Here is an 18,193-nt window from a genome sequence, read left to right as displayed (position 1 = left end):
ATGGAGCCACGGCTCCATCCCCTCTCCTGTCTCATCCCCTCCGACTTGCGGACGGGACCCTTTGTCGATGGTTCGGGGTAGCAATGGCCGAAGCCGGTATCCTCTTGAAACTGCGGTCGGTTTCGAAAAGCTATGGCGCGACCGCCATCCTGCACTCGATCGACCTCGATGTGCGTGACGGCGAGTTCATCACCATCCTGGGGCCGTCCGGCTCCGGCAAGACAACGATCCTGCGCCTGATCGGCGGCTTCACGCAGCCCTCTGGCGGCCAGATCCTGCTCGACGGCAGCGACATCGCCGCGATGCCGATCAACCGCCGCCCGTTCAACACCGTGTTCCAGGACTACGCACTGTTCCCGCACCTGACGGTGGAGGCGAATGTCGGCTATGGCCTGGCCGTGCGCGGCACGCCGCGCGCCGAGATAACCAAGCGCGTCGCCGACGCGCTCGAACTGGTACAGCTCGGTCCCCTCGGCAAGCGCTTCCCGGCCCAGCTCTCCGGCGGCCAGCGCCAGCGCGTGGCGCTCGCCCGCGCCATCATCTGCCGGCCGCGCCTGATCCTGCTCGACGAACCGCTCGCCGCGCTCGACGTCGAGTTGCGCCGTCACATGCAGACCTTCCTGAAATCGATCCAGACCGAGATCCGCACCACCTTCCTGTTCGTCACCCATGACCAGGAAGAGGCGATCGCCATGGCCGACCGGATCTGCGTGATGAGCGCCGGCCGCATCGAGCAGATCGGCTCGCCCCACGAAGTCTATTACCGGCCGGGCACGGAATTCGTCGCCAAGTTCTTCGGCGAGAACAATCTGGTCCCCGGCACGCTCGGCCCGGTCGAAGGAACGACGCGCTCGATCGACACGGCCGTCGGCCGGCTGGTCTGTTCGATCGATGGTCAGCCGAAAATCGCGGCCCTGCCGGCCGGGAGTCCCGCTTTGGCCGTGTTCCGGCCCGAGGCGGTCGGCATCGGGGACGCGGCGGAGGGCGAAAACCGGATAGCTGCCCGCATTGATCAGGTCGCCTTTGGTGGCGCCTCGACCATGGTCAACACGGCTGCCGTCTATCAGCCGCAGCAGATCCTGAAGGCCCGACTGCAAAGCCGCCCGGACGGCACGCCCTTGTCGGCAGGCGAGACTATACCGCTGGTGGTTCCGAGCAGCGCCTGCCGGCTGGTGGCGGCATGAGCGAGCGCGCCGCCCCCGCCGGACCGGGCGCGCTGGCGCCTTGGCTGGCGACGATCGCCGCCTATGTCGTGCCGCTCGGCTTCGTGCTGGCGCCGATGGCGCTTTTCCTCGTCTACTCCTTCTTCAGCGTCGACCATGGCAGCATCGTCTTCTCGCCGACGATCTCCAACTATGTCCGCTTCTTCACCGATCCGGTGTTCCTGCCGATCTTCTGGCGCACCTGCCTGCTCTGCTTCACCGTCGCGCTGCTTTGCGTGCTGTTCGCCTTCCCGGTCGCCTATTTTCTGACGACCCTGCGCGGGCGCAGCCGCTACATGCTGCTGGTGCTGCTGCTCGTGCCGCTCTTGATGAGCTACGTCATCAAGATCTACGCCGTCCGCAGCATCCTGGGCGGCAATGGCATGCTGAACCGCGCATTGCTGGCAACCGGCCTGATCGACAAGCCCTCCATGCTGTTCGTGTTCAATTTGAACGCCGTGCTGCTGACCTTGACCGTGCTGCTGATCCCCTTCGCCGTGCTGCCCATCTTCCTGTCGCTGGAGCGCATCCCCAAGGCGCTGCGCCATGCCTCGGCCGATCTCGGCGCCACCAACGCCCAGACCTTCTGGCGCGTGACCGTGCCGTTGAGCCTGCCAGGCACCCTCTCGGCGATGAGCTTCGTCTTCGTGCTGGCGATCGGCGATTTTCTCACGCCGCAAATGGTCGGCGGCCAGTCGGGCTTCACCTTTGGCCGCATCATATACAGCCAGTTCGGCACCGCCTTTAACTGGCCCTTCGGCGCGGCGCTGTCCGTCATCCTCGCGGCGGTCGTGATCCTCGCGATCCGCCTCGGCGGCCGGCTCGAAAGCAAACATGGAGGGGCCAAGTGATGCGGTTCGCCGACAGGGCAGCCCCGGCGCTGCTGATCACCCTCTTCGTCTTCGTGCTGCTCTACGGCCCGCTGATGGTGCCGATCGTCTCATCCTTCTTCACCGTCAGCCACGGCACGGTCGACTGGTCGCAGCCGACCACCTCCGCCTATGTGACGCTAACCCAGAACGAGAGCGTGCTGTCGGCGCTCTGGACGACGCTGATCGTCGGCGCCGGCGCAGTCGTGCTGTCGGTGGCGCTCGGCACGGGGTTGGCGCTCTACTACGCCTCGCCCAGTGCCAAGGGCCGCAACTTCCTGCAGTTCATCATCTTCCTGCCTTTCCTGATGCCGCCGATCATCACCGGCCTGGCGCTGTTGATTTTCTTTCGGCAGGTCGAGTTCGAGCGCTCGCTGCTGACCATCATCATCGGTCACACGGTCTTCGTGCTGGCCCTTGTCTACCGCACCATCCTGACCCGGCTGCAATCGCTGAGCGGCAGCCTCGTCGAGGCGTCCTACGACCTCGGCGCCAGCAGCTGGCAGACGTTCCGGCTGGTGCTTCTGCCCAATCTCTCCAGCGCCATGGTCGGCGCGGCGATCCTCGCCTTCGCGCTCTCCTTCGACGAGACCATGATCACGCTGCTGGTGACCGGCACGCAGAGCACCCTGCCCGTCCGGCTCTGGGCCATGATGCGGCTCGGCTTCACGCCCGACATCAACGCGCTCGTCGCGCTGGTGCTGCTGTTCACGACCGTGCTCTGCCTCGTCGCGGTCCGCTACCTGATGCCGGCGTCTGCCGTCGCCGGCTCGGACGACAACTAGAGTTGCATCCGCATCGAGGCGGGAGTCATTCTCCCGTCTCGCCGCCGCTCCCTCTGCGAAGAGTCGCCCTGGCCAGGCCGGAATCCAGATTCGCCGCCAAGTGGGATAGGCTTGGGCACGACTTCCTGAGCCGGCGCTCGCGCCCCCAGCCTCTCCCCCCGCATCGACCGGGCCTTCCACGCCGTTGCCACACCCCGGCGACGACGCGCGCAGCCCTGCCGCTCCAAAAACCCATCATTGAAAGCGACCCGCTTCGCTGTCCTGCGGGCCCTTTCGGGCTGTCTGCGGCACGACAGGCGCGTGCCGACCCTTCGACGCCATGCCGTCATCCTACATCGTAGAATAGCCACATGCCGGAATCAGGGAAAAACTGGACGTGCTCCAGGCTGCAACCGCAAGCCACTTGCATTGCCGCCGCATCCTCGACAAACTGAGGACAACAGAGGCAAATACTTATTCCACATAATGGAACAAACTCTTTGAGCCGCACGTCAAGTCTGAACGATCGAGGACTTCACCTTGCGCCAGCCCGTCGCGTCCGGCCTGCTTTCGGCCTGTCCGGGCCCATCGCCGCGACGGCGCTCTCGAGCCATTGGCGCAAGGAGACCGCGATGCGACACGATACGCGCCTGTCCTCCAGACAATTGACCAAGAGCCTGGCCACGCGCGCAACCGTGCAGCGTGCCGGGCCCGGCTGACCATTCCGGCGCCGCGCTCGCACCGCGGCGGCCAAGACCAACGTGGCAAGTGACAGATCAGATCACACCACGACGAGGCGTTTCAGCGTCCGACACTTCCAGAAGGGAACCGAGAACATGCGGGAAAAAATGCATCCGATTACCAGGCGCCTGGGCCTCCTGACGGCGGCAGCGGCGCTGTTTGCCGGCACGCTCGGCGGCGCGGCGACGCTCGCCGAGGCGGCTTCGCCGCGCGCGGCGGAGAACAAGATGGTTCTCGTCGCCCGGCAGGACCCCGGCACGCTCGACTTCGTCAAGAGCAACCTGACGGCGATGCGGCTCTGGATCCCGGCCAATGTCGTGGAGCCGCTGGTCTATTTCAACAAAGACGGGAGCGCCTCGCCCGGCGTCGCCGAGAGCTGGACGATCAGCGACGACAAGAAGACCTACACCTTCAAGATCCGCGACACGAAGTTCTCGAACGGCGCGCCGGTGACGGCCGAGGACGTCATCTATTCGCTCAACACCATGAAGAACAGCCCGGTGGTCGACTACGCCGCCGCCTATGAGGCCGTGACGGCGATCGACAAGGTCGACGACCACACCGTCAAGGTGACGCTGTCGCGTCCGAGCCAAAACTTCTGGCAGGGCATGGGCGCCATTTCCGGCCTGATCCAGCCGGAAGCCTCGGCCGGCACCATCGCCACCAACCCGATCGGCACCGGCCCCTACAAACTGGCGCGCTACACGACCAACAGCGCCTTCGAATTCGAAGCCAACCCGACTTATTGGGGCGAGGCGCCGCCGGTCAAGAACGTCACCGTCCGCATCATCACCGACGGCACGGCCGGCCTCAACGCGCTCGAAGCCGGCGAAGTCGACGCGCTGCCGGTGATCACGATCGACCTGTGGGAGCAACTCTCCAAGCGCGAGCTCGACAAGAAGTATTCGCTCGTCACCTATCCGCAGGTCGGCGAGCCGACCTATGCCGTGCTGAACCAGAAGCTCGACAAGGACCTGCGCGAGACCATCGCCAAGACGCTCGACCGCCAGTCCTACAACGACGCCTTTGGCGCCGCCTGGGGCGCGGAAAACACTTGCACCTTCGCGCTGCCGAACCAAGTCTGGTATTCGCCGGAAAGCCCCGAAACCTGCCCCTTCCCCTATGACATGGAAGGCGCGATGGCTGCTATCGCCGAGAAGGGCTATGCGAACACGCCGCTCGAATACGCTTCGCTCAGCGACGTGCCGGATCTGTCGCTGCCGGCCGACATCATGGTCCCGGCCATGCAGGCCGCCGGCTTCAACGTCACCCGCAACGCCATCGACCTGGCGCGCTATTCTCAGCTGATCTTCCAGGGCCGTCCGCCGCAGTTCGACGTGACGATCATGTCGGGCGACGCCAATCCGGTGCAGTGGGCCTGCCCGGATCCGACCAAGGCAGGCTGGAGCACCTATTGCTCGGCGGACTACACCAAGGCGCTCGCCGATGCCGACATCGCCCTCACGCCGGAGGACTATGCCGCGCAGATGAAGAAGGCCGCCGACATCCTGCGCAAGGATGCCGTCATCGTCCCGCTGATCGCCAAGAAGGGCGTCGGCCTGTTCAACCCGGACCTCAAGGGCTTCCAGGAGCCGCGCGTCGGCGTGGCGCTCGAGATGTCCAAGCTGCACTGGTAGTCGCCTCCCGCGATCGGACCGCCGCCAGCCATCGGGCCGGCGGCGGTCACACCCGCCTGCAAGGTCTCTTCCTGGGAAAGTTGAATGGCGATCTACGTTCTGCGCAAACTGGCGTTCTTCCTGGGCGCGCTCTTCATCGCATCGGTCGCGATCTTCCTGCTGATCCGCGGCGCCGGCGGCAACGTCGCCGCCGTGGTCCTCGGCAAGGGCGCCACGCCGGAAGCGATCAATGCGCTGGCGCATACCTATGGCCTCGACCGGCCGATGGCCGTCCAGTATTTCGACTGGATCGGCAACATGCTCTCCGGCGACCTCGGCCGCTCCTTCCGCACCAATGAAAGCGTCGCCGATCTCGTCACGGCACGGCTTTCCGTATCGATCCCCCTCGCCTTTTCCGGCCTCGTCCTCGGCCTCCTCATCGCCATTCCTGTCGGCACCTATGCCGCGCGCAATGTCGGCACGCCATCCGGCGCCCTGCTCGCGCTGGTCAGCCAGATCGGCGTCGCCGTGCCGGTATTTTGGGCCGGCATCCTGCTGTCGCTGCTGTTCGGCGTCCGCCTCGGCTGGCTGCCGACCGGCGGCTGGACGGATTGGTCAGTGAGCCCCTGGGGCGCGATCCGCTCGCTCGTGCTGCCGGTGCTGTCGCTCGGCCTCATCATGGCCGCCGTGCTGATCCGCTATGTCCGCTCCGCCGTGCTCGACGTGATGAACCAGGACTATCTGCGTACCGCGCGGGCCGTCGGCATGACGCGCACCGAAGCGCTGCTGAAGGTCGGCCTGCGCAATGCCGCGCTGCCGCTCGTCACCATTGTCGGCCTGCAGATCGCCGAGCTGATCGGCGGCACCGTGATCATCGAGACCGTATTTTCGCTGCCGGGCCTCAGCCGCATGATGCTCGCCAATGTCGCCGCGCGCGAAGTCATCGTCGTGCAGTCGACCGTAATGCTGATCGTCGTCTTCGTGATCTCGATCAATCTGATCGTCGACCTGCTGTACGGCCTGCTCGACCCGCGCGTCCGTGCGACCCGGTGAAGGAGAGCCCCATGATCCTGAGCAAATCCTCGCACCTGCCCAACCCGGCTCCCCTGGGCGTACCTGCCTCGCCGCCGGCCCGCAGGCAGCGGCGCAAGCTGCCGCGCAACGCCTCGCTGCTCATCGGCATCGTGCTGACCACGATCTTTCTGGCCGTGGCGCTGGTGTCGTTCTTCTACCTTCCGTCCAACCCCAACATCCCGGTGATCCGCAACCGGCTGCTTCCCGCCGGAACGCCCGGCCACTGGCTCGGCACAGACGTGCTCGGCCGCGATATCGTCGCGCAATTGATGGTCGGCGCGCGGACCTCTATCCTGGTCGGTGCCGGCGGCGCGACGCTCAGCCTGATCCTCGGCCTGATCGCGGGGCTCGCCGCCGCCTCCTCCGGCAAGATCGCCGACGAGGCGATCTCGCGCGGCGCCGACATCCTGCTGTCGATCCCCGGCATGGTGACGGCTCTGGTGCTGGCCGCCACCATGGGCTCCGGCGCGCTCACCACCATCCTGGCGCTGACGGCCTTCTTCACGCCGTCCTTCACCCGCGTCGTCCGTTCGGCGGCGATCGGCGTGCTCAACGAGGATTTCATCACCGCCGCCCGGCTCTATGGGCGCGGCAAGATCTTCGTGCTCATTCGCCATGTGCTGCCCAACATCGCCGGCGTCATGATCGTCCAGTTCACCCTCTATTTCGCCGCCGGCATCCTAACCGAGGCGGGCCTCTCCTATCTCGGCGTCGGCGTGCACCGGCCGTCGATCTCCTGGGGGCTGATGCTGAACGAAGCGCAGCAGCAGGTCGGCATCTCGTCGCCGCTCGCCATCTGGCCGGGCCTCGCCATCGTCCTGATGGTGCTCGGCCTCAACCTGCTCGGCGACGGCCTGCGCGACGTCCTCGACCCGAAACTGGCCCGGAGAGCGTCATGAGCCAGGAAAACGCCATCGAGGTCCGCAATCTCGTCGTGCACAATACGGCGCTGACGGCCGTGCGCGGCCTCGACTTCACGCTGCCCGCCGGCCGTCGCATGGGCCTGGTCGGCGAGTCCGGCTCGGGCAAGACGCTGACCGCGCTCGCCCTGATGGGCCTGCTGCCGATGGGCTGGCAGGCGAATGGCAGCGTCCGGCATGACGGCGTTGACCTGATCACGCAATCCGACGGGGCGCTCTCCAGCCGGCGCGGGCGCACGATCTCCATGGTTTTCCAGGACCCGCTCTCCTCGCTCGACCCGGTGCGGCGCATCGGCCAGCAGGTCTCCTCTGTCATCCGTCGCCACACCAAGGCCGGCAAGACCGAGGCCGAGCAGCAGACGCTCGAGCTGTTCCGCCAGATGGCGCTGCCGCGGCCTGAGCAGTTGATGCGCGCCTATCCGCACGAGATTTCCGGCGGCCAGCGCCAGCGCATCATGATCGCCATGGCGCTCGCCTGCTATCCGCAACTGATCATCGCCGACGAGCCTACCACGGCGCTCGACGTCACCGTGCAGAAGCAGGTGCTGCGCCTGCTCAACACTGCCGTGCAGGAGCGCGGCTCCGCGCTGATCATGATCACGCATGACCTGCCGATCATCGCTGCCATGTGCGACACCGTCGCCGTCATGTATGCGGGGCGGATTGTCGAGATGGGGCCGGTTGCGGAGGTATTCCGCAATCCGCGCCACCACTACACCAAGGGCTTGCTCGACTCCCAGCCGACCATGGACAACATCGCGCTCGACGGCAGTTCACGGCTCGCCTCGATCCCCGGCATGGTGCCGCCGCTGCACAGCCTGCCCGCCGGCTGCGCCTTCCACCCGCGCTGCGCCGCCGCGACTGAGAAGTGCATGACGCAGGTACCGAATCTCGATGACGGCGCGCGCCGCGCCGCCTGCTGGCACCCGATTGGCGCCACGGTTCCGATGGAGGTCGCATGACCATGGCCGCAGACGATACGTCGCTCGTGCCGCCGCTGCTCGAGATGCGGCAGGTCACGCAGACCTATGCGCTAAACCGCCAGTCGCTGCTGGGCGCAAGGCCGCAGCTGACCGTGCTCGACAACATCCATTTCGATGTCCGCCCCGGCGAGGCCGTCGGTCTGGTCGGCGAATCCGGCTCCGGCAAGACGACGCTGACCCGCATCCTGACCGGCATGGAGAAGCCGCGCGAGGGGCATGTATTTTATGACGGCCGGGACGTCTGGACAGGCGGTGCCGAGCACTGGCGCCAGTTTCGCCGCTCGGTGCAGGTGGTGATGCAGAACCCGCGCTCGTCGCTGGATCCCAGGATGCGCATCGGTTCGTCGCTGCTCGAACCGCTGCGCAGCCTGAAGATCGAGGGCGACCATGCCGCGCGCGTTTTCGAGGTGTTCGACCAGGTCGGCCTGACCCGCCAGGCGCTTGAGCGCTATCCGCATGAGTTCTCCGGCGGCCAGTTGCAGCGTATCGCCATCGCCCGCGCCCTGATGCCAGGCCCGAAGGTGCTGATCGCCGACGAGCCGGTTTCCGCGCTCGACGTGTCGATCCAGGCGCAGGTGCTGAACCTGCTCAAGGACCTGGTCAACAATCTGGGCCTGAGCCTCGTCTTCATCGCGCATGACCTCTCGGTCGTCGCCTATACGACCAGCCGGGTTTCGGTGATGTCGGCGGGGAGAATCGTCGAAGTCGGCAAGCCGATGGACCTGTTCGTCCGCCCGCAGGCCGAAGCGACGCAAAACCTGGTCGGCGCGATCCTGACGGTCGAGAGCGGCCTGGCCGGGAATGCGCTGGGGTAGTCCACCCCCGTCACATCCTCACCCTGGCCGTCATCCTCGCGAAAGCGAGGATCCATACAGCCACGACATTGGGCGTTTCGTACGTCAGCCAACCCGGCTGAATGGATCCCTGTGTGTTGAAGCTGTGCGATGATGGGGTGGCGGACGAGAGATCGTTGGATCCCTGGTCTTCGAGACCGTGAGCCGGCCCGGTCCTCGTCCGCCTGCTTCGATACCCAAGCCTGAACAGTTGATCGAGGCCGTGGTGACGGACCTCGCAGCACAGGGATAGGCATCATGAAGATACACCCTGGCTTTGTCGGTTGCGACATCTCCAAAGCCCATCTGGATCTGTTCGACGGCGCCGTGGGCGTGGCCGAACGCATCGCCAATCAAGCCGAGGCGATCGCGCAAAGGCTCGAACCTTGGCGGCATGGCGATATCCTCGTCGTGTTCGAGGCGACCGGTCCGTACGACCGGGTCCTCGCTCAGGCCCTGACAGAGGCCGGCATCGCTTTCGTTCGCGTCAATCCGGCCCGGGCGCGTGACTTCGCCCGCGCCACCGGCGTTCTCGCCAAGACCGACCGGATCGATGCGCGCATGCTCGCCGCCATGGCCCAGACGCTTCGTCCCGCGCCCCGCCAGCCGCGCTCCCCGGAGCGCAACCGTCTGGCGGAGTTGCACAAGCGTCGCGACCAGCTCGTCGCCATGCGCAAGCAGGAACGCACCCGACGGCAGGGATGCAGCGACGAGATCGCCGACGACATCCGCGAGACCCTGGCCTGGCTCGACATCCGCATCGCGGCGCTGGAGCGCACCATTCAGGCCTGCATCAAGGCCTCGGCCGATCTCGCCGGTGCTGAGGCGCGGCTGCGCTCAATCCCCGGCGTCGGCCCCGTCGCCAGCGCCACGCTGATCGCCCTGCTGCCCGAACTCGGCCAGCGCTCTCCCAAGACCATCGCCGCGCTGGCTGGCCTGGCACCCTACAATGTCGACAGTGGTCAGTTCCGCGGCAGTCGCCGCATCCACGGCGGACGACGGCGCGTCCGCGAGGCCCTCTACATGGCAGCCGTCTGCGCCGCCCGGATCGAGCAACGCTTCGCAGACGCCTACCGACGCATGATCAACGCCGGAAAGCCACCCAAGGTCGCCCTCATCGCTATCGCCAGAAAGATCCTAGTCATCGCCAACGCCATGCTCCGACAACACCTCTCATTCAACCCGTGACCACACAGTTGCCGGGTCTCCGCCCGGAATGACGCCGAGTGTGAGGCTGGCGAAGGGCTGAAATAACGACCGTCGCCCTTCACCAACGACCCTAAGGCAGAGGTGAAGGCGCCCCCCTACCCCAGAAACCGCGCCGGGAACGCGTGCACGGCCGGCGGGCTTTGCCGGTCGGCGAGGTTGGCCTCGATCGTCGGCAGCACCTCGGCCATCCAGTTCCCCGTATCGACGACGAAACCGGGCCCCCTCTGGTCGAGCAGGAACGGATAGATCCGCGCCTCGCTCAGGCCGCGGATCAGCGGCCGCCAGCTTTGATGGACATGGCCGCAGATCACATCCGGCTTTCCCCGCTCGATCGCCTCGACCAGAGCGGCGGTGTTGCCGATATCCGTCTCCTGGTTCACGGCGAGGATGTGCAAATCCTGCGGAACGGCCGCGCTGGCGCAGGCCTCTTGGAACGCTTTGAGCCTCGCTGCCTGTTCCTTCGAGCCGATCGTCGAGTCGAGATAGAGATAGCGCCGGCGCTCCGAACCCAGCGCCTCGAACATGCCCGCGAAGGCCGGGCCATAGTCGAGGCGATAGGTGTGGAAGCGCGGATCGTCGAGGCTGGCGTCGATCAGGCTGACCTGGCTCGAGGTTTCGCTCAACGGTTCCAGCCGCGTCTGCCGGGTGAATCCGGTCAGCACCACCGCGTCGAGCGCGTCCCACATGCCGGTCGGCATCCGCTCATTGGTGAAGCTTCCCATGACGAACTCATGCCCGGCCGAGACGACGCCCTTCTCGAACGCCATCACCAGCCGCGTATAGAACTCGTTGTCGAAGATGCCGCCGCCGACGATGTCGCGATTGTAGAAAAAGCCGATGCGGAGGTGCGCCTCGGCCCAGGGCGTGGCGACCAGGAAGGAGCCGCGGCCGACCTGGCGGCGGATGACCCCTTCGCTCTCCAGGTCCTTCAGCGTCTTCACGACCGTAATCAGCGAGAAATCGCAGAGCCTGACGATCTCGTTCTGCGATTCGATGCGGTCGCCCGTCTGCAACCCGCTCGTCTTCCAGCGCCGGAAAAGCCAGTCGCGGAGCTGGAGATGGCGCGGCGAAGCATCGAGGTTCAAACCGGCGGTTCCCATGTCTTCTGGATGGCGAGGATGCCGCCATCGACGAACAGCATCTGGCCGGTGATATAGCCTGCCGCGGGCGAGGCAAGGAAGACCGCCGCGCCGCCGACATCTTCCGGTTGTCCCACGCGACCGAACGGGATCTGCTTGTTGAGCGAGGCTCGCACGCCCGGAACGTCCAGCCCGCGCTGGGTCAGCGGAGTCTCGACGATGCCCGGGCCGAGGCCGTTGACGCGCACGCCGCGACCGGCCAGCGACACGGCGAGCGAGCGAACCAGCATCAGCACCGCCCCCTTCGAGGCGTCATAGGCGACGCTGTGGCGCTCGGCGGTCACCGAATTGGTCGAGCCGACCAGAACGATGCTGGCGCCCTCCTGCCCCGGCGCCAGCAGCCGCACGAAGGCCTGCGAGGCGAAGACATAGGCCTTCACATTGAGATTGAAGGTGCGGTCGAACAGCGCCTCGGTCAGATCGTCGAAGGGCGTGTCGACGAAGGTGCCGGCATTGTTGACCAGCGTGTCGAGGCGGCCAAGCCTGGCGTGCGCCTGTTCGACCAGCGACACCGCGCCGGCGGCGGTCGAAAGATCCGACTGGATGAAATGGCACTCGGTCAGCGCCGAAAGCTTCGCCTGCGCGCCATTGTCAGGCAGGTGCGAATTGATCACCAGCCGGGCACCCTGGCGGGCAAACGCCTCCGCAATGCCATAGCCGATGCCATGGGTCGATCCCGTTACCAGAACGCAGGGCTGCGTCATCTCTTTCTCCTTGCCGCGGAAAGTTATTTTGTTAGCATGATAACATCATAACGATGGAATGCGATATGCACGTCAAGCAGAGATGGACGAATGTCACGATCGTGACCCCCGAGGGGCAACGGCCAAACGAGCTTCTCGTCCAGAACGATCGCATCGCCGGCATCGTCACCGCCGAGACGCCGGTCGGCGACGACTGGGAGCGGATCGACGGCAAGGGGGCGATCCTGTTTCCGGGCATGATCGACCTGCTGCAGCATGGCTTCGGCGAGCATCTCTATTGCGATGTCGATCCGGGCGCGGTCGCCGCCAATTCGCAGGTGATGCTGCGCCATGGCGTCACCGGCTTCCTGCCGGCGATCCCCTGCCTGCCGCCCGCCAGCATGGAAAGCGTTCTTTCCCGCCTCGCCGCCCAATGCGGCGAAGCGAAGGGCGCGCGGGCGCTCGGCGTGCATAGCGAAGGGCCCTGTTTCGGCTCGCCCGGCGCGCACAACCCGGAAAACATCGTCGCCCCCAGCGTCGACCTAGCCGAGCGGATGCTGGCCGCGACCGGCGGCCTGCTGAAGGCGGTCACCGTGGCGCCGGAACGCGAGGGCGCGGAAGGCTTCATCGGCGTGATGAAGCGCGCCGGCGTTTCGGTCCATCTCGGCCACAGCCTGGCCCGGCCGGAGGACGTGCCCCGCTATGTCGCCTGGGGCGTCGACGCCGTCACGCACATGTACAATGTCATGCCGACCTATCCGCCGGGCAATAGGGGCGTGCATGTCGTGTCGCTGACCGATGCGCTGCTGGCCGAGCCTACACTGGCGCTCGGCCTGATCTGCGACGGCATCCATGTCGATCCGCAACTGGTCAAGCTGCTGGCGCAGCTGCCAGAGGACCGCGTTTTTCTTGAGACGGACGCGATGAAATATGCCGGCACGCCGGGCAGGACCTTCGAATTCTATCCCGGCTACGTCGTCACCAGCGCGCCCGGCAAGGCGGTGCGCGACAGTCAGGGCGGGCTTTGCGGCTCGTCGCTGGCGCCGGACGAGGCAATGCGCAACTATCTCGCCTTCTCGGGAAAGGACCTGGTCCGCGCCGCGCATGCGACCAGCCTGGTGCCGGCGCGCCTGCTCGGGATGGAAAGCGAGATCGGCAGCCTCGCGCGCGGAAAGCGCGCCGATTTCTGCGTCCTCGACCCGGCGACACTGGCTGTCAAGGCGACCTATGTCGGCGGCGAATGCCTCTATGGGAGCGTTTGAGCATGGCGACGCACGAAAGTCCGATGCGCTATGAGGAGGATGGCAACGTCCATCTCGACTTCCACGGCGCGACCAATACGACGATCGACTTCATCGTCGAGCGCTTCGGCGTCGACGCCATGGATGCGATTTTCAGGAAGGTCGGCCGCGACGTCTACGCCAGCATCCGCAGCGACCTGATCGCCGGCGACACCAGGCAGCTGGTGCGCCACTGGCGCCATTTCTTCGATCGCGAGGGCGCCGACTACGATATCGAGATCGGCGAGGACGAGATCGTCCTCACCGTTCGCCGCTGCACCGCCTGGCATCATGTGAAGGCCCTCGTCGGCCATGTCTCGCCGCATTTTTGCGACCAGACCAGCCGCACCAACGAAGCCATGGCAGAGGGCTCGCCCTTCGCCATCACGACCGAACTGACCGGCGAGGGTTCCTGCCGGCAGGTGATTGCGAGGCGCGCATGATTCCGAGCGACCACTTCACGCGGTTCTACAACGAGATCTTCAAGTTCCTCGAAAGCCAGGGCGAAGACGCGCTGGAAGCCTACTGGCTGGCGATCTCGAAGAACCAGGAGCGCCACATCCTCGAGCTGATCCAGACGCAGGGGCTGGCCGGCATGTACGAGTACTGGTCGCACATCAAGATCGAGGAAAACTGCGACATGGACCTCGATTTCAACGAGGACCGTCTCGAGCTTCGGATGAATGTCTGCCCGAGCCTTTCCAAGGTGATGGACAATGACGCCGCCCCGATGGAGCGCTATTGCGATCACTGCGCCGGCTGGATCGGCCCGATCATGGACAAGACCGGATATCACATGGTGTACGACGTGATCGACCGCACCAAGCCGCAATGCGTGACGCGGATCTTCAAGGATCCGGAAAAGGCGCGCGCGGCCGAGAAGGACGCCAAGCTGCTGATGGGCTGGCCGGGCCACAAGGTCGGTTAAGCGCCCCCGTCATCCGGGCTCGCTGAAGCTCCCCTCACCGGTACTCGATGCGCGGGTCGATATAGGCGTAGAGCACGTCGACGGCCAGGTTGATCGCGATGTAGAGCACCAGGATGATGACGATGCAGCCCTGGATCAGCGGGTAGTCGCGCGTCGAGATCGCCTGGATCAGCAGCCGGCCGATGCCGGGATAAGTGAAGACAGCCTCGGTCACCACCGCGCCGCCGATGAAGTTCGCCATCATCAGCCCGACGATCGTGATGAAGGGCAGCAGCGCGTTGCGCAGGATGTGCACGCCGACGATCTGCCGCTCCGGCAGCCCCTTGGAGCGTGCGGTCCTCACATAGTCGGCGCGGAGTTCGCTGACCAGCGAGGCGCGCAGGAAACGAGCCAGGATGCCCGAGACATAGATGCCCAGCGTCAGCGCCGGCAGCGCCAGGTTGCGCAGCGCGCCGATCGGATTCTCCCAGATCGGCACATAGGCCGAAGCCGAGGGCAGCCAGCGCCATTCCACCGCGAAGACCAGGATCAGCAGGATGCCGAGCCAGAAGGTCGGCACGCCGAGCGCCAGAGCGCTCCAGCCCGACAGCACGCGGTCGAGCCAGGACCCAGGGCGGAGCGCACTGGCAATCGCGACCGGAATGCCGATGACGAGCGAGACGATCGTGGCGGCGACGGCGAGCTGCAGCGTCGCCGGCAGGCGTTCGCCGATCAGTTCCAGCACCGGCGCGCGGCCGCGGATCGAGATGCCGAAATCGCCGCGGATCGCGTTCCAGAGCCAGTCCGCATATTGCACCAGCACCGGCCGGTCGAGGCCGAACTGCGCGGTCGCGGCGGCGATCTGCTCCGGGCTGGCATTGTCGCCGGCGATCGCGCCGATTGGCCCGCCGGGAACGGCGTAGATCATCGCCCAGATGGCGGTGGAAGCGAGCAGCAGAACGGGCGCCAGCTGCAGCAGGCGGCGCAGCACGAAACCGATCATGGCGGTGCCCCTTCGCCCTTGGGAGCGATGACGGGATCGCGATGGCCTTCGAGCAGGCCGGACAGCGCCCGGCCCAGCACATCGAAGGAAAGGATGGTGAGCGTCAGCACGATGCCCGGCAGCACGGCGTAATACGGCGCCTCATGCAGGTAGGATTTTCCGGTGCGCAGCATCTCGCCCCAGCTGGGAGTGGGCGGCGGCACGCCGACGCCGAGGAAGGAAAGCGCTGCCTCGAGCAGGATCGCCACCGAGCAGAGCACGACGACCTGCACGAAGATCGGACTCCAGCTGTTCGGCAGGATGGTGCGGAACATGTTGTAGGTCGCGGTGCCGCCAAAAGCCTCGACGGCGGTGACGAAATCGCGCTTTCGGAGCGTCAGCACCTGCGCCCGCGTGATGCGGGCAAAGCTCGGAATGCCGGTCAGGCCCACCGCGATCAGGGCCGCCGCCTGGCTGCGGCCGAGCACCGCGATCATCGCCATGGCGAACAGGATCGCGGGGAGCGCCAGCAGCACGTCGACGAAGCGCATCAGCGCCGCATCGCGCCAGCCGCCGAAAAAGCCGGCGACGAGGCCGATCGGCACCCCGACCAGCGCCGCGATCATCACCGCGCCGCCTGCCGTCACCAGCGAGGTGCGCGCGCCGAAGATGACGCGAGAGAGGATGTCGCGGCCGAGTTCATCCGTGCCGAACCAGTTGGTGGCGGAAGGGCCCTTCAGGGCGTTGGCGAGCTTCTGACCCACCGGATTGAGCGGCAGGAAGTCGGCGAAGATCGCCGCCATCGTGATGCCGACGAGGAAGATCAGCGCCAGCGCCGAGCCCTTGCTGGCGAGCAGCCGGCCGAGGATGGAGAGCGTCCTGGAGGCGATCTTCTTCACGACGCCGCCTCCATCGCGCCGGACGCGAACACATTGCGTCGCCCATCCAGAGGACCGGCATGGTGGCAGGCCGTGCGGGTGGGGAGGTCGAGATAGCGCTCGAAGGCGGGCGCCTTGGCCGAGCAGATCTCGGTGGCGCGGAAGCAGCGCGGATGGAACGTGCAGCCCGTAGGCGGCGAAGCCGGGTTGGGAATTTCGCCTTCCAGCACGATCCGCCGCCGCGTGTCGCGCACGGCCGGATCCGGCACGGGAGCCGCCGAAAGCAGGCTCTGCGTATAGGGATGGACCGGCAGGTCGTAGAGCCCGTCGCGCGAACTCTCCTCGACGATGCGGCCGAGATACATGACGGCGACCCGGTCCGAGACATGACGCACGACCGAGAGGTTGTGCGCGATGAACAGATAGGCGAGGCCGAGTTCGCGCTGCAAATCCTGCAGCAGGTTGATCACCTGCGCCTGGATCGAGACGTCGAGAGCGGCGACAGGCTCGTCGAGGATCAGCAGTTTCGGCTGAAGGGCCAGCGCGCGGGCAATGCCGATGCGCTGCTTCTGGCCGCCGGAAAATTCGCTCGGGAACCGGCCGAGCATGGTGCGCGACAGCCCGACAAGATCGAACAATTCGGCGATGCGCCGCGCGCCGCCCATTTCGTCATAGAGACCGTGGATACGCAGCGGCTCGGCCACGATGTCCTCGACCGAAAGCACCGGATTGAGCGAGGCATAAGGGTCCTGGAAGACATATTGCATCTGCCGGCGCGCCTTGCGCATCGAACCGCGATCGAGGTCGCGGATCGATTGGCCGGCGAAGCGGATGCTGCCGCCCGTGGCGCGGATCAGGCCCATGATGGCACGGCCGGTCGTCGTCTTGCCGCAGCCGGATTCACCGACCAGGCTGACCGTCTCGCCGGGATTGACGGAGAGGCTGACGCCATCGACCGCCTTGACCCAGCCGGTGGTGCGCCGAAGCACGCCGGTCTTGACCGGAAAATGCACCTTCAGGCCGTCAACGACGAGCAGCGGCTCCGGCTTGGTCGGCGCCACCTCGGCATGGAGGCGCGGTTCGGCGGCAAGCGGGGCGACCGGCAGTTCCTCGGCAAAATGGCAGGCGGACTGGCGGCTTTCACCGACTGCGCGCAGCGCCGGTTCCTCGGCCGCGCAGAGCGGCCGGTCACGGCCGACGGCGCAGCGCGGCTGGAAAGCGCAGCCCTTCGGCAGCATGCCGGGGATCGGAGGCTGGCCGGGGATCGGGTCGAGCCTCGAATCCGACGTGTCGATGCGCGGAATGCTGCGCAGCAGCGCGCGGGTATAGGGATGGCGGGGGCTGGCAAAGATCTCGGCGACCGGGGCCGTCTCGACGATGCGGCCGCCATACATGACGGCGACGCGGTCGGCGACTTCGGCCACCACCCCGAGATCGTGCGTGATCAGGATGACGGCCGAACCCATCTGGGCCTGGCGACGCGCCAGGACGGCCAGCACCTGCGCCTGCACCGTGACGTCGAGCGCAGTCGTCGGCTCGTCAGCGATGATCAGCTTCGGCTGGCCGGCCATCGCCATGGCGATGACGGCGCGCTGGCGCATGCCGCCGGAAAACTGGTGCGGATATTGCCCCGCCCGGCCCTCGGGATCGGCGATGTCGACCTCGCGCAGCAATTCCGCCGCGCGGGCATGCGCATCGGATTTCCGCAGCCTTCCGTGCGCCACTTCGCCCTCAGTGATCTGGCGTCCGACGGTAAGCACCGGATTGAGCGTCGTCGTCGGGTCCTGGAAGATGAAGCCGACATCGGTGCCCCGCATCTTTCGGAGCGTTTCCGGCGCGGCAGTAGTGACGTCGATGCCGCAGAGGCGGATCGAGCCCGCGACCCGCGCGGTTTCCGACAGCAGCCCGGTCACCGCGAGGGAGGTGACGCTCTTGCCGGAGCCGGATTCGCCGACGATGCAGAGCACTTCATTCGGATAGACGTCGAAATCGACGCCGCGAACGACGGGCACCGAGCGCCCCTCGCCGCCGAAATCCACCTTGAGCCCCCGGACGGAGAGAACCGGGTCAACCATGCGTGGATCTTCCGGCGAGAGAAGCAGTGCCCGTCACC

At 66.3% G+C, this 18,193-nt stretch carries 17 protein-coding genes; 12 read left to right on the top strand and 5 right to left on the bottom strand.

Translation table 11 applies throughout. The annotated features are described in order from the left end of the window. Positions 1–83 precede the first annotated feature (83 nt). The 9 genes from ACHMWQ_RS08925 (at position 84) to ACHMWQ_RS08885 (ending at position 10,190) form a co-directional block, all read left to right on the top strand. A complete protein-coding gene (locus ACHMWQ_RS08925) occupies positions 84–1,184 on the top strand; it encodes an ABC transporter ATP-binding protein (protein ID WP_396307184.1) in 1,101 nt (366 codons plus the stop codon). Next, positions 1,181–2,053, top strand: coding sequence for an ABC transporter permease (locus tag ACHMWQ_RS08920; protein WP_396307183.1), 873 nt, complete (start codon positions 1,181–1,183; stop codon positions 2,051–2,053). Before ACHMWQ_RS08925 ends, ACHMWQ_RS08920 begins: the two co-directional genes overlap by 4 nt. Then, the gene (locus ACHMWQ_RS08915) at positions 2,053–2,856 is read left to right on the top strand and encodes an ABC transporter permease (protein ID WP_396309417.1); all 804 of its coding nucleotides are present in this window, start codon (positions 2,053–2,055) and stop codon (positions 2,854–2,856) included. The genes ACHMWQ_RS08920 and ACHMWQ_RS08915 overlap by 1 nt, the downstream gene beginning before the upstream one ends. 827 nt (positions 2,857–3,683) lie before the next feature. Further along, the gene (locus ACHMWQ_RS08910; RefSeq protein WP_396307182.1) at positions 3,684–5,213 is read left to right on the top strand and encodes an ABC transporter substrate-binding protein; all 1,530 of its coding nucleotides are present in this window, start codon (positions 3,684–3,686) and stop codon (positions 5,211–5,213) included. Between the two features lie 84 nt (positions 5,214–5,297). Beyond that, positions 5,298–6,245: an ABC transporter permease gene (locus ACHMWQ_RS08905; protein WP_354552456.1), complete on the top strand. Its 948-nt coding sequence runs from the start codon at positions 5,298–5,300 to the stop codon at positions 6,243–6,245. An 11-nt stretch (positions 6,246–6,256) separates the two neighbouring features. Further along, positions 6,257–7,165 (top strand): ABC transporter permease, encoded by a 909-nt coding sequence (locus ACHMWQ_RS08900; protein ID WP_354552455.1) that lies wholly within the window; start codon positions 6,257–6,259, stop codon positions 7,163–7,165. Further along, positions 7,162–8,148: an ABC transporter ATP-binding protein gene (locus ACHMWQ_RS08895; RefSeq protein WP_396307181.1), complete on the top strand. Its 987-nt coding sequence runs from the start codon at positions 7,162–7,164 to the stop codon at positions 8,146–8,148. Before ACHMWQ_RS08900 ends, ACHMWQ_RS08895 begins: the two co-directional genes overlap by 4 nt. Then, complete coding sequence (locus ACHMWQ_RS08890) at positions 8,145–8,984, top strand: ABC transporter ATP-binding protein (protein WP_396307180.1); 840 nt, start codon at positions 8,145–8,147, stop codon at positions 8,982–8,984. Before ACHMWQ_RS08895 ends, ACHMWQ_RS08890 begins: the two co-directional genes overlap by 4 nt. A gap of 276 nt (positions 8,985–9,260) precedes the next feature. Next, positions 9,261–10,190 carry an IS110 family transposase gene (locus ACHMWQ_RS08885; protein WP_396306466.1) on the top strand — a complete coding sequence of 310 codons (930 nt, stop codon included), beginning with the start codon at positions 9,261–9,263 and terminating at the stop codon, positions 10,188–10,190. A gap of 116 nt (positions 10,191–10,306) precedes the next feature. Here ACHMWQ_RS08885 and ACHMWQ_RS08880 read toward each other — a convergent pair whose 3' ends face one another. After that, a complete protein-coding gene (locus ACHMWQ_RS08880; RefSeq protein ID WP_396307179.1) occupies positions 10,307–11,296 on the bottom strand; it encodes a hypothetical protein in 990 nt (329 codons plus the stop codon). Further along, on the bottom strand, positions 11,293–12,054 hold the full coding sequence (locus tag ACHMWQ_RS08875) for an SDR family NAD(P)-dependent oxidoreductase (protein ID WP_396307178.1): 762 nt from the start codon (positions 12,052–12,054) through the stop codon (positions 11,293–11,295). Before ACHMWQ_RS08875 ends, ACHMWQ_RS08880 begins: the two co-directional genes overlap by 4 nt. 65 nt (positions 12,055–12,119) lie before the next feature. Here ACHMWQ_RS08875 and ACHMWQ_RS08870 point away from each other — a divergent pair, with 65 nt between their 5' ends. The 3 genes from ACHMWQ_RS08870 to ACHMWQ_RS08860 are packed head-to-tail and all read left to right on the top strand — an operon-like array spanning position 12,120 to position 14,241. Then, positions 12,120–13,295, top strand: a complete 1,176-nt coding sequence (locus ACHMWQ_RS08870; RefSeq protein WP_396307177.1) for an N-acetylglucosamine-6-phosphate deacetylase — start codon at positions 12,120–12,122, stop codon at positions 13,293–13,295. A gap of 2 nt (positions 13,296–13,297) precedes the next feature. Next, complete coding sequence (locus ACHMWQ_RS08865) at positions 13,298–13,756, top strand: hypothetical protein (protein WP_396307176.1); 459 nt, start codon at positions 13,298–13,300, stop codon at positions 13,754–13,756. Next, positions 13,753–14,241 (top strand): hypothetical protein, encoded by a 489-nt coding sequence (locus ACHMWQ_RS08860; RefSeq protein ID WP_396307175.1) that lies wholly within the window; start codon positions 13,753–13,755, stop codon positions 14,239–14,241. The genes ACHMWQ_RS08865 and ACHMWQ_RS08860 overlap by 4 nt, the downstream gene beginning before the upstream one ends. A gap of 34 nt (positions 14,242–14,275) precedes the next feature. Here ACHMWQ_RS08860 and ACHMWQ_RS08855 read toward each other — a convergent pair whose 3' ends face one another. Genes ACHMWQ_RS08855 through ACHMWQ_RS08845 form a run of 3 tightly spaced genes read right to left on the bottom strand, consistent with a single transcriptional unit; the run spans position 14,276 to position 18,155 of the window. After that, a complete protein-coding gene (locus tag ACHMWQ_RS08855) occupies positions 14,276–15,223 on the bottom strand; it encodes an ABC transporter permease (protein WP_396307174.1) in 948 nt (315 codons plus the stop codon). Then, the gene (locus tag ACHMWQ_RS08850; RefSeq protein WP_396307173.1) at positions 15,220–16,101 is read right to left on the bottom strand and encodes an ABC transporter permease; all 882 of its coding nucleotides are present in this window, start codon (positions 16,099–16,101) and stop codon (positions 15,220–15,222) included. The genes ACHMWQ_RS08855 and ACHMWQ_RS08850 overlap by 4 nt, the downstream gene beginning before the upstream one ends. Continuing rightward, positions 16,098–18,155: a dipeptide ABC transporter ATP-binding protein gene (locus ACHMWQ_RS08845; protein WP_396307172.1), complete on the bottom strand. Its 2,058-nt coding sequence runs from the start codon at positions 18,153–18,155 to the stop codon at positions 16,098–16,100. The genes ACHMWQ_RS08850 and ACHMWQ_RS08845 overlap by 4 nt, the downstream gene beginning before the upstream one ends. Between the last annotated feature and the right edge of the window lie 38 nt (positions 18,156–18,193).

Source organism: Kaistia sp. UC242_56 (assembly GCF_044452255.1).
GTDB classification, from domain to species: Bacteria; Pseudomonadota; Alphaproteobacteria; order Rhizobiales; family Kaistiaceae; genus Kaistia; species Kaistia defluvii_A.
The sequence above is the reverse complement of the archived record's forward strand: the minus strand, read 5'-3'. Positions and strand labels throughout refer to the sequence as shown.